14 protein-coding genes and 4 tRNA genes are annotated in these 15070 nt (G+C 67.3%); 4 read left to right on the plus strand and 14 right to left on the minus strand.

The annotated features are described in order from the left end of the window. Positions 1 to 207 precede the first annotated feature (207 nt). The 5 genes from Y710_RS09625 to Y710_RS09645 form a co-directional block, all read right to left on the minus strand. A tRNA-Phe gene (locus Y710_RS09625) sits at positions 208 to 281 on the minus strand. A gap of 33 nt (positions 282 to 314) precedes the next feature. Then, a tRNA-Asp gene (locus Y710_RS09630) sits at positions 315 to 388 on the minus strand. Positions 389 to 433: 45 nt separating this feature from the next. Beyond that, positions 434 to 506, minus strand: a tRNA-Glu gene (locus Y710_RS09635). A gap of 192 nt (positions 507 to 698) precedes the next feature. Continuing rightward, a tRNA-Lys gene (locus Y710_RS09640) sits at positions 699 to 771 on the minus strand. A 70-nt stretch (positions 772 to 841) separates the two neighbouring features. After that, a complete protein-coding gene (locus tag Y710_RS09645) occupies positions 842 to 1732 on the minus strand; it encodes an alpha/beta fold hydrolase (protein WP_045537588.1) in 891 nt (296 codons plus the stop codon). A 110-nt stretch (positions 1733 to 1842) separates the two neighbouring features. On the opposite strand from Y710_RS09645, the gene Y710_RS09650 reads away from it, so the two are divergent. After that, the gene (locus tag Y710_RS09650) at positions 1843 to 2778 is read left to right on the plus strand and encodes an alpha/beta fold hydrolase (protein WP_045537590.1); all 936 of its coding nucleotides are present in this window, start codon (positions 1843 to 1845) and stop codon (positions 2776 to 2778) included. Here the strand turns inward: Y710_RS09650 and Y710_RS09655 are convergent. Together Y710_RS09655 and Y710_RS09660 are read right to left on the minus strand one after the other, a co-directional pair. Continuing rightward, the gene (locus Y710_RS09655) at positions 2775 to 3683 is read right to left on the minus strand and encodes a copper resistance D family protein (protein ID WP_062367389.1); all 909 of its coding nucleotides are present in this window, start codon (positions 3681 to 3683) and stop codon (positions 2775 to 2777) included. The two genes, Y710_RS09650 and Y710_RS09655, sit on opposite strands and share 4 nt — an antisense overlap. Before the next feature lie 5 nt (positions 3684 to 3688). Continuing rightward, positions 3689 to 4222 (minus strand): copper resistance CopC family protein, encoded by a 534-nt coding sequence (locus tag Y710_RS09660; protein ID WP_006894484.1) that lies wholly within the window; start codon positions 4220 to 4222, stop codon positions 3689 to 3691. A gap of 100 nt (positions 4223 to 4322) precedes the next feature. On the opposite strand from Y710_RS09660, the gene Y710_RS09665 reads away from it, so the two are divergent. Both Y710_RS09665 and Y710_RS09670 read left to right on the plus strand, forming a co-directional pair. After that, positions 4323 to 6344 (plus strand): NAD(+) synthase, encoded by a 2022-nt coding sequence (locus Y710_RS09665; protein ID WP_062367390.1) that lies wholly within the window; start codon positions 4323 to 4325, stop codon positions 6342 to 6344. A gap of 26 nt (positions 6345 to 6370) precedes the next feature. Then, positions 6371 to 6841: a heme-binding beta-barrel domain-containing protein gene (locus tag Y710_RS09670; protein ID WP_045537597.1), complete on the plus strand. Its 471-nt coding sequence runs from the start codon at positions 6371 to 6373 to the stop codon at positions 6839 to 6841. 118 nt (positions 6842 to 6959) lie between these two features. On the opposite strand, the gene tuf is transcribed toward Y710_RS09670, so the two are convergent. From tuf to Y710_RS09695, 5 genes are all read right to left on the minus strand, one after another. After that, positions 6960 to 8150, minus strand: a complete 1191-nt coding sequence (tuf, locus tag Y710_RS09675; protein ID WP_006894480.1) for an elongation factor Tu — start codon at positions 8148 to 8150, stop codon at positions 6960 to 6962. Between the two features lie 201 nt (positions 8151 to 8351). Next, positions 8352 to 10457 (minus strand): elongation factor G, encoded by a 2106-nt coding sequence (gene fusA / locus Y710_RS09680; protein ID WP_006894479.1) that lies wholly within the window; start codon positions 10455 to 10457, stop codon positions 8352 to 8354. 97 nt (positions 10458 to 10554) lie between these two features. Further along, the gene (gene rpsG / locus Y710_RS09685; protein WP_006894478.1) at positions 10555 to 11025 is read right to left on the minus strand and encodes a 30S ribosomal protein S7; all 471 of its coding nucleotides are present in this window, start codon (positions 11023 to 11025) and stop codon (positions 10555 to 10557) included. A gap of 5 nt (positions 11026 to 11030) precedes the next feature. Continuing rightward, positions 11031 to 11402, minus strand: coding sequence for a 30S ribosomal protein S12 (gene rpsL / locus Y710_RS09690; RefSeq protein ID WP_006894477.1), 372 nt, complete (start codon positions 11400 to 11402; stop codon positions 11031 to 11033). A 354-nt stretch (positions 11403 to 11756) separates the two neighbouring features. Further along, positions 11757 to 12434, minus strand: a complete 678-nt coding sequence (locus Y710_RS09695; RefSeq protein ID WP_062367391.1) for a FadR/GntR family transcriptional regulator — start codon at positions 12432 to 12434, stop codon at positions 11757 to 11759. Positions 12435 to 12491: 57 nt separating this feature from the next. Between Y710_RS09695 and Y710_RS09700 the strand changes: the two genes are divergently transcribed. Next, positions 12492 to 13754 carry a CynX/NimT family MFS transporter gene (locus tag Y710_RS09700; protein WP_062367392.1) on the plus strand — a complete coding sequence of 421 codons (1263 nt, stop codon included), beginning with the start codon at positions 12492 to 12494 and terminating at the stop codon, positions 13752 to 13754. Here Y710_RS09700 and Y710_RS09705 read toward each other — a convergent pair whose 3' ends face one another. Together Y710_RS09705 and sigK are read right to left on the minus strand one after the other, a co-directional pair. Beyond that, a complete protein-coding gene (locus tag Y710_RS09705; protein ID WP_045537602.1) occupies positions 13755 to 14480 on the minus strand; it encodes an anti-sigma factor in 726 nt (241 codons plus the stop codon). It abuts the gene before it with no gap. Then, the gene (sigK, locus tag Y710_RS09710) at positions 14473 to 15027 is read right to left on the minus strand and encodes an ECF RNA polymerase sigma factor SigK (RefSeq protein ID WP_045537604.1); all 555 of its coding nucleotides are present in this window, start codon (positions 15025 to 15027) and stop codon (positions 14473 to 14475) included. Before sigK ends, Y710_RS09705 begins: the two co-directional genes overlap by 8 nt. Between the last annotated feature and the right edge of the window lie 43 nt (positions 15028 to 15070).

Genomic DNA, 15070 nt, shown 5'->3' on the forward strand with positions numbered 1-15070 from the left:
GCTGCTATCACCGAAACCCTTCCACAGGGCGGCAGAAACTTCCTAGCTGGACCCTAAGGTTACGCGGCAGCCGAATGACATGGACACACAGTGAACTCGATCCGGTTCGCACCATCCGCGGGCCTGCCGGAGATGTTCAGACGACGAGAGATGTTCAGACGAAAAGGATCAGAGGCCCACCGTTGCCGGTGGGCCTCTGATCGAATGTGGCCAGAGTCGGGATCGAACCGACGACCTTCCGCTTTTCAGGCGGACGCTCGTACCAACTGAGCTACCTGGCCGGACGGTGCCGGTGAAAAACCGAAACCAAAAAGCGACCCTGACGGGACTCGAACCCGCGACCTCCGCCGTGACAGGGCGGCGCGCTAACCAACTGCGCCACAGGGCCATATTCAATTTGTTGCCTTGAGAACCTTATCAGACTCTCACCGCGTACCCCCTACGGGATTCGAACCCGCGCTACCGCCTTGAAAGGGCGGCGTCCTAGGCCGCTAGACGAAGGGGGCCGGTGTTCCTCGTTGGGAGCGAGACAAACTTTATGGCACTTCGTCGACAGAACGCAAATCGTGTGGTCAGCGACGTTTTTCGGCTATTCACACGCACATCGAGGGTGATCGGCGAGCGCCGCGCCGACAGCCGTCGGAGACCGGAAGCGAAGAAGCCAGGCCGGAGATGTTCTCCGGCCTGGCTTCCACCAGTGCCCCCAGTAGGGCTCGAACCTACGACCTGCGGATTAAAAGTCCGTAGCTCTACCAACTGAGCTATAGGGGCGTCGCGTGCGGTGCACGACTTGTGGCAGTCTACCGAACCGCCGACCGACGCTCCGGCACGACCTCTCGTGTCAGACGGTCAACGACTGGCGCTCGACCGAACGGACGGCCGCCGTGAACTCCGGAATGAACTTCTCCGCGCCCAGCACACAGCACGCATGGCCACCGGCGACATCGAAACGCTGAGCGCCCGGGATGCCGTCGACGAGCAGTTGCTGCCGTTCGGGTTGCACCACCTTGTCGAACGTCGAGACCACCACCGAGGTCGGCACATCGATCTCACCGAGCCAATCGCGCGAATCGAATCGGGCCATCGCCTCGGCGAACACGCCCTGCAGACCGAGTCTCGTGGAGGTGACCTGTGCCAGACCCCATTTGACCGGATGAGCGGTCGGGTCGTCGAGGATCCGTTCCGACGGAGTGGGGAGAACCTTTTCGACGACGCTCAGCGCCTTGCCGAGACGCTGCTCGAGCGCCAGCCGAGCGGGATCGATGCTGGAGAAGTACGGGCCGGTCGAACAGAGGACGAGCCCGGCCACCCGGTCGGGGCTGCGGCGCCAGGCGAGCTGTGCGATGCCTCCGCCCATGGAGAATCCCGCGGCGATGAACGAGTCGATCCCGAGGCTGTCGGCGACGGCGACCACGTCGTCCGCGCAGTCGTCGAGTGAGAACGTGTCGGACTCGATCCCGCGACCGTGCAGACGGTGGTCCATGGTGATGACGCGGAAGTCGCGTTCCAGGAGCGGGATCACCGGATACCAGCAGAGCAGTCCGGTGGTGCTGACCGAGTGAAGCAGAAAGACGGCCGGACCGTCGCGCCGCCCGGAGTCGGTGACGAAGGTCTCCCCGCGCCCCGGAAGCTCGAGCCGCCGGCCCGACGGGACCCCGGTGACCGGATGGGGACGCATGGCGTGACCGATGCCGCGGCGCATGGCGGCGAGACGACTGCTCAGTGCTGGCATCCCTCCAAAATACACCCGCCCGAGAGGGTCGTCCCTGCTCACAGGTTCCTCTTAGACAAATATGAGAATCCATCTCGTGCGGGCAGCGCGCATCTGACATACTCCGCGACGTGATTCCGATTGACCGACCGAAGCTCGAGGGCTCCATCGCCGTCGGCGACAAGCGACGCCGACGCATCGGCTTCTCCGAGTTCGGCTCCCCCGGCGGCCCGGCCGTCGTGTGGCTGCACGGCACCCCCGGAGCCCGACGGCAGATCCCGACCGAGGCGCGCGAATACGCCGAGACGCGCGGCTTCCGCCTGATCGGGCTCGACCGGCCGGGCGTCGGGTCGTCGACGCCTCACCGGTACGAGTCGATCGCCGACTTCACGCTCGACTTCCAGACCGTCCTGAACACCCTCGGCGTCGACCGCTTCTCGGTGATCGGACTCTCCGGCGGCGGCCCGTACTCACTCGCCGTGTCGCGCTTCCTGCCCGACCGCGTGGTGTCCACCGGAATCGTCGGCGGTGTGGCTCCGGTCAACGGACCCGACGGGATCCGCGGCGGCGCCGTGGACCTCGCACAGTTCGCCGTTCCGTTGCTCAATGTGGCCGGCCGACCGATCGGGTCGGTGCTGAGCACGGTCCTGGGCTTCGCGCGGCCCATCGCCGACCCGGCGATCAGCCTCTACGGCCGCCTCTCCCCCGAGGCCGACCGGGAACTGCTCTCACGCCCGGAGTTCCGGGCGATGTTCCTCGACGACCTGCTGCACGGCGGCAGCCGCCGCATGGAGGCTCCGTTCGCCGACCTGCAATTATTCGTCCGCGACTGGGGATTCCGGATCTCCGACGTGGACGCCTATGTGCACTGGTGGCACGGCGACGCCGACAACATCATCCCGTTCGCCCACGGCGAGCACATGGTGAAGCTGCTCCCGCACGCCGAACTCCATCCGCTGGCCGGCCAGAGCCACATCAGCGGCCTCGGCCACAGCATCGAGATGCTCGACATCCTGCTCGCCGCCTGGGATCGGCCGGCGGCGGGAAGCGGCGACGCCGGCCGCTAACCGGTCCCGGTGGTCGCCAACCCGGCAGCCAGACCCAGAATCAGTGCCAGCACCAGCACTTCGGTGCCGGCCCGGACGATGGACTCCCGCTCGCTCACTCCGTGCCGTCGTGCGCGCGGCAGCCACGACCGCCGGTGCCACCACGCCAGCGCCAGCGCCACCGCCAGCAGAACCGCCTTCGCCACGAGGATCCGGCCGTAGCCGGTCTCCCACAGCTGCGGACCCACACCGAGTTGCACCGCCGCGGCGACCACCCCGGTGACGGTCAACGCGCCTACCGCGGGCATCGCCCATCGGGAGAACTCCGGAAGCGTCCGGGCCCAGCCGCCTTTCCCGCGCACCGTGACGACCAGCGCGGCGAGCGTGCCGGCCCACCAGGCCGCACAGATCGAATGCACGGCGAGGAACACCGGGGTCCAGACCGACTCACCGCCGTGGCCGGTGACCGAGACCGCCAGCACGCCGAGGCCCGCGATCACGGAGACCAAGAGCACCGGCGGCTCCGCCCGGAGTGCGGCATAACCCCAGCCCAGGACGGCCAGCGATCCCACGGCGCCGACCAGCACCGGCAAGCCGGTCTGCACGCCGGTCGTCAGATCACCGACACCCACCTCGAACGGCGAGACCCCGATGCGGTCGGCCAGCTGCAGCCATCCGCCGATGACGCTGGCGACTCCCCACATCGCCCCGGCGCCGACGATCACCCGGACCGAGGGCTCCGCGCCGATCAACGGCAGTGCACCGAGGCCGAGCAGCAGCGAGAGCGAACCGATCGTCACCGCGCCGGCCCACGCCGCCGGCTCGGGTGCGGCCAGCGCCTGGCAGATCGCCACGCCCACCACCGCCAGAGCCGCCGCGGCGATGGCGAATCCGGCGCGCAGTCGCACCGTCTCGGCTCCGGGCATGCGGGTCAGCGTCGGCGACGGGCCAGCAGCAGCGCCAGCACACCGGCCACGACGATCACCACGACCACACCGCCGACGATGAACGGCCACACCTTCACACCGTTATCGGTCTCCGGCTGCCAGTCGTCGGCGACGGCGCCGGGGGTGCCGTTGCCCGCAGCCGTCAATTCGAAGGTCACCTGGCCCTCCACCGGGTGGCCGTCGGCCGACGTCACGCGGTAGTTGACCTTGTACTCACCGGCCGGCCCCAGTCCGTGCAGGGCAACGGATATGTCGCGACCGTCGACCGTGGGCTCGCCCTGCTGCCAGAAGTGTCCGTCGGGGCCGACCACCTTGAGCACCGCGTAGGAGGACTTCAGGTTCTCGTTGAAGGTCAGCGTCACCCGTTCGGGAGCCGTCGCGACCTTGGCCCCCTGCTCGGGGTCGGAGCCGACCAGCGCCGAATGCGCCGACGCCGGGCCCGCCACCAGCCCCACCAGGAGAGCGGCGGTGGCCGCGAGGACCGCGAAGACAGAAGAACGTGCGAGGAACCTGGACATGCGCAGAACACCTGACCTTGAAGACGTTACGGACACAGACGAGGCGGACCGCGCCGACTCCCCTCCATCGTGGCACGCAGCGACGCATTAGCCTGAAGGAGTGTCGGTCTACTCACACGGTTTCGCCCGTCTCGCCGCTGCCGTCCCGCAGGTCGCCCTGGCCGACCCGCGTCAGAACGCCTCGCGCACCGTCGAACTGATCCAGCAGGCCCATCGGGAGTCGGTGGCCGTCGTCGCCTTCCCCGAGCTGGGCCTCAGCGGCTACAGCGTCGACGACCTCGTCCAGCAGGATGCATTGCTCGACGAGGTGGAGGCCGCGCTGGCCGCCGTGGTGGCCGCGACCGCTGAGACGACGCCCGTGGTGATCGTCGGCGCTCCGCTGCGGGTGGACGACGCCCTGTACAACTGCGCGATCGTGATCCACGGCGGCCGCGTGCTCGGCGTCGCACCGAAGTCGTACCTGCCCAACTACCGCGAGTTCTACGAGCAGCGCTACTTCGCCGCCGCACGCGACGCGGTCCGCGACACCGCCGTCATCGGCGGACAGCGCGTGCCGTTCGGCGCCGACCTGATCTTCGAAGCAGACGACCTGCCCGGCCTGCGAATCCACGTGGAGGTGTGCGAGGACGGATGGGTGCCGATCCCACCGAGCACCTGGGCCTCGTTCGCCGGGGCCACCGTACTGGTCAACCTCTCGGGCAGCCCGGTCACGGTGGGCAAGCAGGCGTACCGGCGGTCGCTGGTGACCGGCCACTCGGCGCGCTGCATCGCCGCGCAGGTCTACGTCTCGGCCGGCTTCGGCGAGTCGACCACGGACCTGGCCTGGGACGGCGACGCACTGATCGCCGAGAACGGCACCCTGCTGGCGCGCACCGCGGGCTTCTCGATGGAACCGCAGCTGATAGTCAGCGATGTGGACCTCGACCGGCTGCGGCAGGAGCGGTCCCGGATGATCTCCCTGCGCGACCAGGTGGGCGATTTCGCCGAACGCTCGCGGGCGATGCGCCGCATCTCGTTCGACCTCGACGTCCCCGAGACCACCGGGGCTCTGCGCAGGACGGTCGCGCGTTTCCCGTTCGTTCCCGCCGACGCCGCCGACCGAGACGAGCGGTGCCACGACGTGCTGAACATCCAGGTGCAGGGGCTCGTCGCGCGGCTGCGCTCCACCGGAATCGACAAGGTGGTCATCGGCGTCTCCGGCGGTCTCGACTCCACCCTCGCGTTGCTCGTCGCCATCCAGGCCTTCGACGCGATGGGATTGCCGCGCACCAACATCCACGCGTACACGATGCCCGGCTTCGCCACCGGCGGCGCCACCCTGGCGCGCAGCCACGTCCTCATGGACTCGCTCGGCGTCACCGGCAACGAACTCGACATCCGGCCGTCATGCATGCAGATGCTCGCCGACCTGAAGCATCCGTTCGCCGACGGGGAACCGGTCTACGACGTCACCTTCGAGAACGTCCAAGCAGGAGAGCGCACCTCCCACCTCTTCCGGCTGGCCAACCACCTCGGCGGGATCGTGCTGGGCACCGGCGACCTGTCGGAGCTGGCGCTAGGCTGGTGCACCTACGGGGTCGGCGACCAGATGTCGCATTACAACGTCAACGGCAGCGTCCCCAAGACGCTGATCCAGCATCTCATCCGCTGGAAGATCAGCACCGCCCGCTACGGACCCGAGACCGTCAGCACCCTGCAGGAGATCCTCTCCGACGTGATCTCACCGGAGCTCGTGCCCGCCGACGCCGAGGGCAACATCCAGAGCACCGAGGACCACGTCGGCCCGTACGAGCTGCACGACTTCTTCCTCTACTACCTCACGCGGTTCGGCTACCGGCCCAGCAAGATCGCCTACCTCGCCCGGCAGGCGTGGGGCGACCGGAGCCGCGGCGCGTGGTCGGATCTGATGCGCGACGACGAACGCAACGAGTACGACGAGGCCACCATCGACAAGTGGCTGACGGTCTTCTTGAAGCGGTTCATGTCGAGCCAGTTCAAGCGCACCGCGATGCCGAACGGCCCGAAGATCGGGTCGGGTGGATCGCTCTCGCCGCGCGGCGACTGGCGGTCGCCGTCCGACGCACCGTCGTCGTCCTGGCTGCGCGAACTGCACCCGGACTGACCCCGGTCGGGGTCTAACCTGGCAGCATGTCCGATTCACAGCGCAACCCCCTCGGCCCGCTCGCTGCCTTCGCCGGTCTCTGGCGAGGTACCGGCGCCGGACACTATGCGACGATCGACAGCTTCACCTACGACGAGGAGATCGAGCTGTCGCCGAGCGGACGGCCCTTCCTGTTCTATCGATCGCGCACGCGCGCACCGGGCGGCGGCCGCCCGATGCACACCGAGACCGGCTTCCTGCGTCTGGCGGGCAAGCAGCACGTGGAACTGTTGGTGGCGCAGCCGACCGGCTTCGTGGAACTCCAGCGCGCCCCCGCTCACCACGCCGTTCTCGAGTTCGCCCAGCACACCCTGGGCGTCTCCCCCGACGCGAAACAGGTGCACGCGGTGAAACGCCGTTTCGAACTCGCCGGCGACACCCTCACGTACGACCTGTGGATGGCCTACGCCGACGTCCCCGTCTCGCACCACCTGCACGCCGAGCTCCACCGAGCCTGAGGCGGCGCCGACGCCGGTTCGGGTTCGCCGACGAACTCGACGGACGCCTGGAGCCCCCGGAACAGCAGAACGCCCGCCCCGCATCAGCGGGACGGGCGTCCTGAGTCGTCAGACTAGATCACTTGATGATCTTGGTGACGCGGCCGGCACCGACGGTGCGGCCACCCTCGCGGATAGCGAAGCGCAGGCCCTCGTCCATGGCGACCGGCTGGATGAGCTTGACAGTCATCTCGGTGTTGTCGCCCGGCATGACCATCTCGGTGCCCTCGGGGAGGGTCACGACGCCGGTCACGTCCGTGGTGCGGAAGTAGAACTGCGGACGGTAGTTGTTGAAGAACGGGGTGTGACGGCCGCCCTCGTCCTTCGACAGGATGTACGCCTGGCCCTCGAACTCGGTGTGCGGAGTCGTGGTGCCCGGCTTGACGATGACCTGACCGCGCTCGACGTCCTCACGCTTGAGGCCGCGGAGCAGCAGACCCGCGTTGTCGCCGGCCTGAGCCGAATCGAGCAGCTTGTGGAACATCTCGATACCGGTGACGGTGGTCTTGGTGCTCTTCTCGCGGATGCCGACGATCTCGACTTCCTCGTTCACGTTGACCTCGCCGCGCTCCACGCGACCGGTGACGACGGTGCCGCGACCGGTGATGGTGAAGACGTCCTCGACGGGCATCAGGAACGGCTTGTCGGTCTCACGGACCGGGTCCGGGATCGACTCGTCGACAGCGGCCATCAGGTCCTGGATGGACTTGACCCACTTCTCCTCGCCCTCGAGCGCCTTCAGCGCCGAGATCGGGACCACCGGAGCGTCCTCGTCGAACTCCTGGGCGGCCAGCAGTTCGCGGACCTCCATCTCGACGAGCTCCATGATCTCCTCGTCGTCGACCATGTCGGCCTTGTTCAGTGCGACGAGGATGTAGGGGACGCCGACCTGGCGAGCCAGCAGCACGTGCTCGCGGGTCTGCGGCATCGGGCCGTCGGTGGCAGCCACGACCAGGATCGCGCCGTCCATCTGCGCGGCGCCGGTGATCATGTTCTTGATGTAGTCGGCGTGACCCGGAGCGTCGACGTGAGCGTAGTGACGCTTCTCCGTCTGGTACTCGACGTGGGAGATGTTGATCGTGATACCACGAGCCTTCTCCTCAGGCGCCTTGTCGATCTGATCGAAAGCGAAGCTCTCGTTCAGGTCCGGGTACTGGTCGGCGAGCACCTTGGTGATGGCCGCCGTGGTGGTGGTCTTGCCGTGGTCGACGTGACCGATGGTGCCGATGTTCACGTGCGGCTTGGTCCGCTCGAACTTCGCCTTCGCCACTTGTGTCCTCCTGGACTGTTGCTGCCGGGTGGTTCCCAGCAGTGGGTTTCTTACTTCCTGCCGTCGGCAGGAGCGGTCTTGCTGAACCGGTGTCCGGCCGGCCCGGCGTCGTGCCGGGACCTGGCCGTCCACCTTATTCGTTTGTGCGCGCGGATTCGATAGCCGACCCCGGCGCGAGCTCCGCCAAGGCGGAGGGCGAGATCACTCGCCCGTTGCCTTCGCGATGATCTCCTTCGACACGTTCGCCGGAACTTCAGCGTACGAGTCGAAAACCATGGAGTAGTTAGCCCGGCCCTGAGTCTTCGACCGCAGGTCTCCGATGTAGCCGAACATCTCCGACAGCGGCACCTGAGCCTTGACGACTCGTGCACCGCTGCGCTCCTCCATGGCCTGGATCTGGCCACGGCGGGAGTTCAGGTCGCCGATGACGTCGCCCATGTAGTCCTCCGGAGTCGTGACCTCGACGGCCATGATCGGCTCCAGGATGACGGGCTGAGCCATCTTCGCAGCCTCCTTGAGGGCCTGCGAACCGGCGATCTTGAAGGCCATCTCCGACGAGTCGACGTCATGGTACTGACCGTCGAGGAGGGTGACCTTCAGGTTGACCAGCGGGTAGCCGGCCAGAACGCCGTACTGCATCGCGTCCTGCGCACCGGCATCCACCGAGGGGATGTACTCGCGCGGGACACGACCGCCGGTGACGGCGTTCGCGAACTCGTAGGTCGCGCCGTCCTCGGCGTCGACCAGCGGCTCGAGCTTGATGATGACCTTCGCGAACTGACCCGAGCCACCCGTCTGCTTCTTGTGGGTGAACTCGTGCTTCTCGACGGTCTTGCGGATCGTCTCACGGTAGGCGACCTGCGGCTTGCCGACGTTGGCCTCGACCTTGAACTCGCGCTTCATGCGGTCGACCAGGATGTCGAGGTGGAGCTCGCCCATGCCGCCGATGACGGTCTGGCCGGTCTCCTCGTCCAGGTTCACCGAGAAGGTCGGATCCTCTTCGGCGAGCTTCTGGATCGCGGTGCCCAGCTTCTCCTGGTCGGACTTGGTCTTCGGCTCGATCGAGACGTTGATGACCGGGTCCGGGAAGGTCATCGACTCGAGGACGATGGGGTTCGCCGGATCGCACAGGGTGTCACCGGTCGTGGTGTCCTTGAGGCCGATCATCGCGTAGATGTGGCCGGCCACCGCGTCGTCGACCGGGTTCTCCTTGTTGGCGTGCATCTGGAAGAGCTTGCCGATGCGCTCCTTCTTGCCCTTGGTCGCGTTCATGACCTGGGTGCCCGGCTCCACACGGCCCGAGTACACGCGGACGAAGGTGAGCTTGCCGAAGAACGGGTGCGCGGCGATCTTGAACGCCAGTGCCGAGAACGGCTCGTCCTTGCTGGGCTTGCGGGAGATGATCTCTTCCTCGTTGCCCACGACGTGGCCCTCGATCTCGCCGATGTCCAGCGGGTTCGGGAGGTAGTCGATGACGGCGTCGAGCATGGGCTGCACGCCCTTGTTCTTGAACGCCGAGCCGCACAGCACGGGGTAGATCTCGGAGTTGATCGTCATCTTGCGGATGGCGCCCTTGATCTCGTCGATCGTGAGCTCCTCGCCGGCGAAGTACTTCTCCATGAGGGCTTCGTCCGACTCGGCGACCGTCTCGAGCAGCTTCTCGCGGTACTCGGCGGCCTTGTCGGCCAGATCCGCGGGGATCTCCTCGATGGTCGGCTCGGCGCCGATCTCGACGGTTCCGCGCCAGGTGATGGCCTTCATCTCGAGCAGGTCGACGACGCCGTCGAAGGCATCCTCGGCACCGATCGGGAGCTGCATGACCAGCGGCTTCGCGCCCAGGCGATCGATGATCGTCTGCACGGTGAAGTAGAAGTCCGCACCCATCTTGTCCATCTTGTTGACGAAGCAGATGCGGGGGACGTCGTACTTGGTGGCCTGGCGCCAGACCTGCTCGGACTGCGGCTCGACGCCTTCCTTGCCGTCGAAGACGGCGACGGCGCCGTCGAGCACGCGGAGTGCGCGCTCGACCTCGACGGTGAAGTCGACGTGACCGGGGGTGTCGATGACGTTGATCTGGTTGTTGTTCCAGAAACAGGTCACGGCGGCGGAGGTGATGGTGATACCACGCTCCTTCTCCTGCTCCATCCAGTCGGTGGTCGACGCGCCGTCGTGGGTCTCACCGATCTTGTAGTTCACACCGGTGTAGTAGAGGATGCGCTCGGTGGTCGTGGTCTTGCCGGCATCGATGTGCGCCATGATGCCGATGTTGCGGACCTTGGTGAGGTCGTTGAGCACTTCCTGTGCCATTAGGTTCCCTTCGGGAAGTTTTTGGAACTGAGTCTGTCAGTGTGCGAGCGCATCGGACCGGGCTCGCGTGCGCATCCCCCGGTCCGATGCGGCAGCCTCACCAGCGGTAGTGAGCGAAGGCGCGGTTGGCTTCGGCCATCTTGTGAGTGTCCTCGCGACGCTTCACCGATGCACCGAGACCGTTCGAGGCGTCGAGCAGCTCGTTGGCCAGACGCTCCACCATGGTCTTCTCGCGACGCTGACGGCTGAAGGTGACCAGCCAGCGCAACGCGAGGGTGTTGGCGCGGCCCGGCTTCACCTCGACCGGAACCTGGTAGGTGGCGCCACCGACGCGACGGCTCTTGACCTCGAGGGTGGGCTTGACGTTGTCGAGCGCACGCTTGAGGGTGACGACCGGATCGGTGCCGGTCTTCTCACGGGCCTGCTCGAGGGCTTCGTACACGATGCGCTCGGCGGTCGACTTCTTGCCGTCCAGCAGGATCTTGTTGACGAGCTGGGTGACGAGCGGCGAACCGTAGACGGGGTCGCTGATCAGGGGGCGCTTGGGAGCGGGTCCTTTACGTGGCATTTAGATCAGTTCCCCTTCTTGGCGCCGTAACGGCTGCGAGCCTGCTTGCGGTCCTTGACACCCTGGGTGTCGAGCGAGCCGCGGATGATGCGGTAACGAACACCCGGGAGGTCCTTCACACGACCGCCGCGGACGAGCACCATCGAGTGCTCCTGCAGGTTGTGGCCCTCACCGGGGATGTAGGCGGTGACCTCGACGCCACTGGTCAGGCGCACACGGGCGACCTTTCGCAGAGCGGAGTTCGGCTTCTTCGGGGTGGTGGTGTACACGCGGGTGCAAACGCCCCGGCGCTGCGGGCTGCCCTTCAGAGCAGCCGTCTTCTTGGCGGACGTCTTGTCCTTGCGGCCCTTGCGGACCAGCTGGTTAATGGTTGGCACTGAGTTCTTTCTCCTTGAGGACCGGCTCCCGCCGGGCCTTGTTTGTATTCGTTGCGGTTGGTGCTCCGGGCAAGCGGTCCGCCACGCTCACGCGTGGACAGATACTTCCGCAACTCGCCCCACCTGCACGTTTATGCAGGTCAGGTTCGAATCGTGCACCCGTTGTCGGGCGTGTCGCACGCCCTACGCCGATCCACGACTCCGCCCTCTCGGCGCCCGCTCGGACGCCGGAAGGTGAGCAGCACCCAGCTTGGCAAGGCGCCGACGAAATACTTTACCGCCCGGATTTACCACGGTCAAAATGATTGACACCGCTGCGCGAACCGCACCGAAACAGTTCACTACCGGCGCCGATCATCCGGATTCGCCGACGCGGGTGAGCAACTGCCGAGCGGCCGCCCGGGCGCCGTCCACATCCCCGCCGATCACCGCCTCGACGACCTCGACGTGGAGCGCCTCGTACGACCGGTGCGCGCCGACACCGTGTTCGGCGATCGACTCTCGCAGCGCCGGCACCAACGAGTCGTAGAACTCGAGATACACCTCGTTGTGGCTGGCGGCGACGATGGCGCGGTGCAGGTGCGCATCGGCCTCGACCGCTGCCGAGTGTACGGACTCGGCAGCGTCGGCGCCGTCCCAGAACCCGTTGCGCTGCGCCAGCAGTCGACGCAGCGCGGCGATGTCATCGTCGTCCCGACGGCGGGCGGCCAGTCCGGCCGCAGTCACCTCCAGCGCCTCGCGCAGTTCCAAGAGGTCTTGCCGCCGGGCCGCGGCGAAGAAGTCACCGAGCGCCACCTCCTGCTCATCGGTGGCGATCACGTAGGTGCCCGAGCCCTGCCTGCGCTCCAGCAGCCCTGCGTGCACCAGCGACTGCACGGCCTCGCGAACGGTGTTGCGGGCGGTGCCTGTCATCTCGCACAGCGCGGGTTCGGTCGGAATCCGCTCCCCGATCGCCCAGCGGCCCGCGGAGATCTCGTCGCGCAGCTGCTGCGTGACCTGACCGATGAGCGTCTGCCGTTTGACCGTTTGCACGGCCGCAGTCTAAATCACTTTGCGCCGATACGACCATTCATCCTACGATTTTGTTCCATGACGGCCGAGGCGACGACAGTTCGCGACATCACCCCTCCGCGACCGACGCGCGCAGGCAGGTGGCGCGGGCGGATCATCGTGCTGGCCGCGATCATCATCTTCTCGCTGAGCCTGCGCACCGCGGTCACCTCCATCGCGCCGCTGCTCACGCGCATCTCCGACGAGGTCAGCTTCGGCACGTCCACGATCGGCGTGATCGGCATGCTTCCGACGCTCATGTTCGGTGCGGCGGGTGTCTTCGCACCCGCCCTCGGTCGACGTTTCGGCATCGAGCAGGTGACCCTCGCGGCGGTCGTGCTGACCGGCGTCGGCATCGCGACGCGGTCGCTGGTCCACGACGTCTGGCCGTTCCTGATCCTCTCGTGCGTCGCCCTGTTCGGCATGGGCGTCGGCAACATCCTGATCCCACCGCTGGTGAAGCGATACTTCAGCGATCAGATCGCCGTCATCAGCACCGCGTACATCACTTTCGTCCAGCTGGGCACGGCCATCCCCGCCGCGATCGCGGTCCCGGTCGCCGACGCGGCCGGCTGGCGGATGTCGCTGGCGATGTGGGCGCTGGTCCCGCTGGTCGCCCTGCTCCCCTGGGTCTGGGTGGTCCGCGAGCGCCGTCGCACCGTGCGCGCCGAGGCAGACCTGCCCAAGAAGGCGCGCCCCGCGAGCGAGGTCGCCGCACGGCTGCCGGTCTGGCGCACCCCGATGGCGTGGGGCCTCACACTGATGTTCGGCATGACCTCGCTGATGACCTACTCGCTGTTCACCTGGCTGCCGTCGGTCCTGCACGACGCGGGCGGCTCCGAGGCGCTCGGCGGCGCGATGGTCGCGTTGTTCTCGGGCATCGGTTTCGCCGGGACGCTCATCGCGCCGGTGCTGTGCACCCGCTTTACCAACCCGTTCGGGTTCGCCGTGCTGTTCGCGGCGTCGTGGCTGATCGGCTTCGCGGGTCTGCTGTGGGCTCCGCTGACGCTCACCTGGCTGTGGGTGGTCCTCGTCGGCATCGGCCCCACCACGTTCCCGATGGCGCTGACGCTGATCAACCTGCGCACCCGGACCAGTGCGGGCTCGTCGTCGCTGTCGGGCTTCGGCCAGGGCGTCGGCTACCTGTTCGCGTGCTCGGGTCCGACGCTGTTCGGCATCCTGCACGACGCGACCGACTCGTGGGCGCTGCCGTTCGCATTCCTCACGGTGACCGTCGGCATCATGCTGGTCGGCGCGTGGGCCATCTGCCGTCCGCGGTATCTGGAGGATCAGCTGAGCTGATCACGACAGCGGGAGCTCTGCCACCGGGGCGGAGATCATCTTGTCCGGGGTGGCCGAGTCGCCGACGGTGAACGCCACGGCCGTCACACCCCTCATGTCACTGATGATCGCGGTGGTCGACGGCGAGACGTCGGCGTCCGACATGGTTCCCGCGAGCTTCGGCCCGCTCGGACCGATCAGCCACATCTGGTAGATGGTTCCGGGCGCCGGTCGCGGGACGTCGTTCATCACCAGGACGCCCTCGCCCGCTGACGGGGAGTAGGTGACGGTCGCCTGGCCGCCCGCGACCGTTCCGGTGGTCGTGCGGACATCCGGCGCGGCGAAGATCTGTTCGGCCTGCGACGGCGGACTCTGCTCGTTCCGGTCGGCGACTGTGTAGCCGATGACGCCGCCGACGCCGAGCACCACGGCCGCAGCGGCCGCGGCGACCGCGAGGCGCAGTCGGCGACGATCGCGCGCGGGGGATCCGAGCGCATCGCCCCGTGCCGACGGGTGTTCATCGAGTCCTGAGAAGATCCTGTCCCGGAGCTGATTCGGCGGTTCGACGGCGGTCGCCTCGCTCATGCTCACGAGCGTCGCGCGCACGGCCGCCAGCTCGTTCTCGAACACTCGGCGGTCGGCCTCATCTGCCTGAGCCACCGCTTTCAGGATGCGTGCGCGCTCCACGTCGTCGACGGCGTCCAGGGCGATGAGCGACGCCAGGTCGCGCAGGTCGTCGTCACTCACGTCCCAGGCACCCCCTCAATCGCTTCAGGCCGTCACGGATCCGGCTCTTCACGGTCGGCAGCGCCACCGTCAGCCGATCGGCGACCTCACGGTAGGTGAAGCCGTCGTAGTAGGCCAGGCTCACTGCCTGCGCCTGCAGCTCGGTCAAAGTGGCGAGGCAGTCGCGCACCCGGCGTCCCGCGTCTCGCGTCAGGACCTCGTCGTCGACGCCCGCGACCACCTCGGCGAGGCTCCTCAGGCCGTATCGGTTCTCCCGGGCACTGGCCGAACTCTCGGAACGGACCCGGTCGACGGCGCGACGATGCGCGATGGTCAGCAGCCACGACATGGCACTGCCCTGCGCGGCGTCGAACCGACCGGCGTCTCGCCAGATCTGGAGGTAGACGTCCTGGGTCACGTCCTCGCTGTACCCCGGGTCGCGCAGAACGCGCAGAACCATGCCGTACACGCGCGACCCGGTGCGGTCGTACAGGTCTGCGAAAGCTGCGCGGTCACCGGCTGCCACGAGTGCGAGCAGATGTTCCAGCTGATCCGCATCGACAGTCATCGGCCGCTCGCTCGCGGATCGGAGGATGTCATCAAGTGACAGC

Origin of the sequence: Gordonia sp. QH-12 (genome assembly GCF_001578675.1) — a bacterium.
Taxonomy (GTDB): Bacteria; Actinomycetota; Actinomycetes; order Mycobacteriales; family Mycobacteriaceae; genus Gordonia; species Gordonia sihwensis.

Coding starts and splice junctions, on each gene's coding strand:
- sigK (WP_045537604.1), bottom strand. CDS start 15,027: ATGACTGTCGATGCGGATCAGCTGGAACATCTGCTCGCACTCGTGGCA.
- Y710_RS09655 (WP_062367389.1), bottom strand. CDS start 3,683: ATGCCCGGAGCCGAGACGGTGCGACTGCGCGCCGGATTCGCCATCGCC.
- Y710_RS09660 (WP_006894484.1), bottom strand. CDS start 4,222: ATGTCCAGGTTCCTCGCACGTTCTTCTGTCTTCGCGGTCCTCGCGGCC.
- rpsG (WP_006894478.1), bottom strand. CDS start 11,025: ATGCCACGTAAAGGACCCGCTCCCAAGCGCCCCCTGATCAGCGACCCC.
- Y710_RS09645 (WP_045537588.1), bottom strand. CDS start 1,732: ATGCCAGCACTGAGCAGTCGTCTCGCCGCCATGCGCCGCGGCATCGGT.
- fusA (WP_006894479.1), bottom strand. CDS start 10,457: ATGGCACAGGAAGTGCTCAACGACCTCACCAAGGTCCGCAACATCGGC.
- Y710_RS09670 (WP_045537597.1), top strand. CDS start 6,371: ATGTCCGATTCACAGCGCAACCCCCTCGGCCCGCTCGCTGCCTTCGCC.
- Y710_RS09700 (WP_062367392.1), top strand. CDS start 12,492: ATGACGGCCGAGGCGACGACAGTTCGCGACATCACCCCTCCGCGACCG.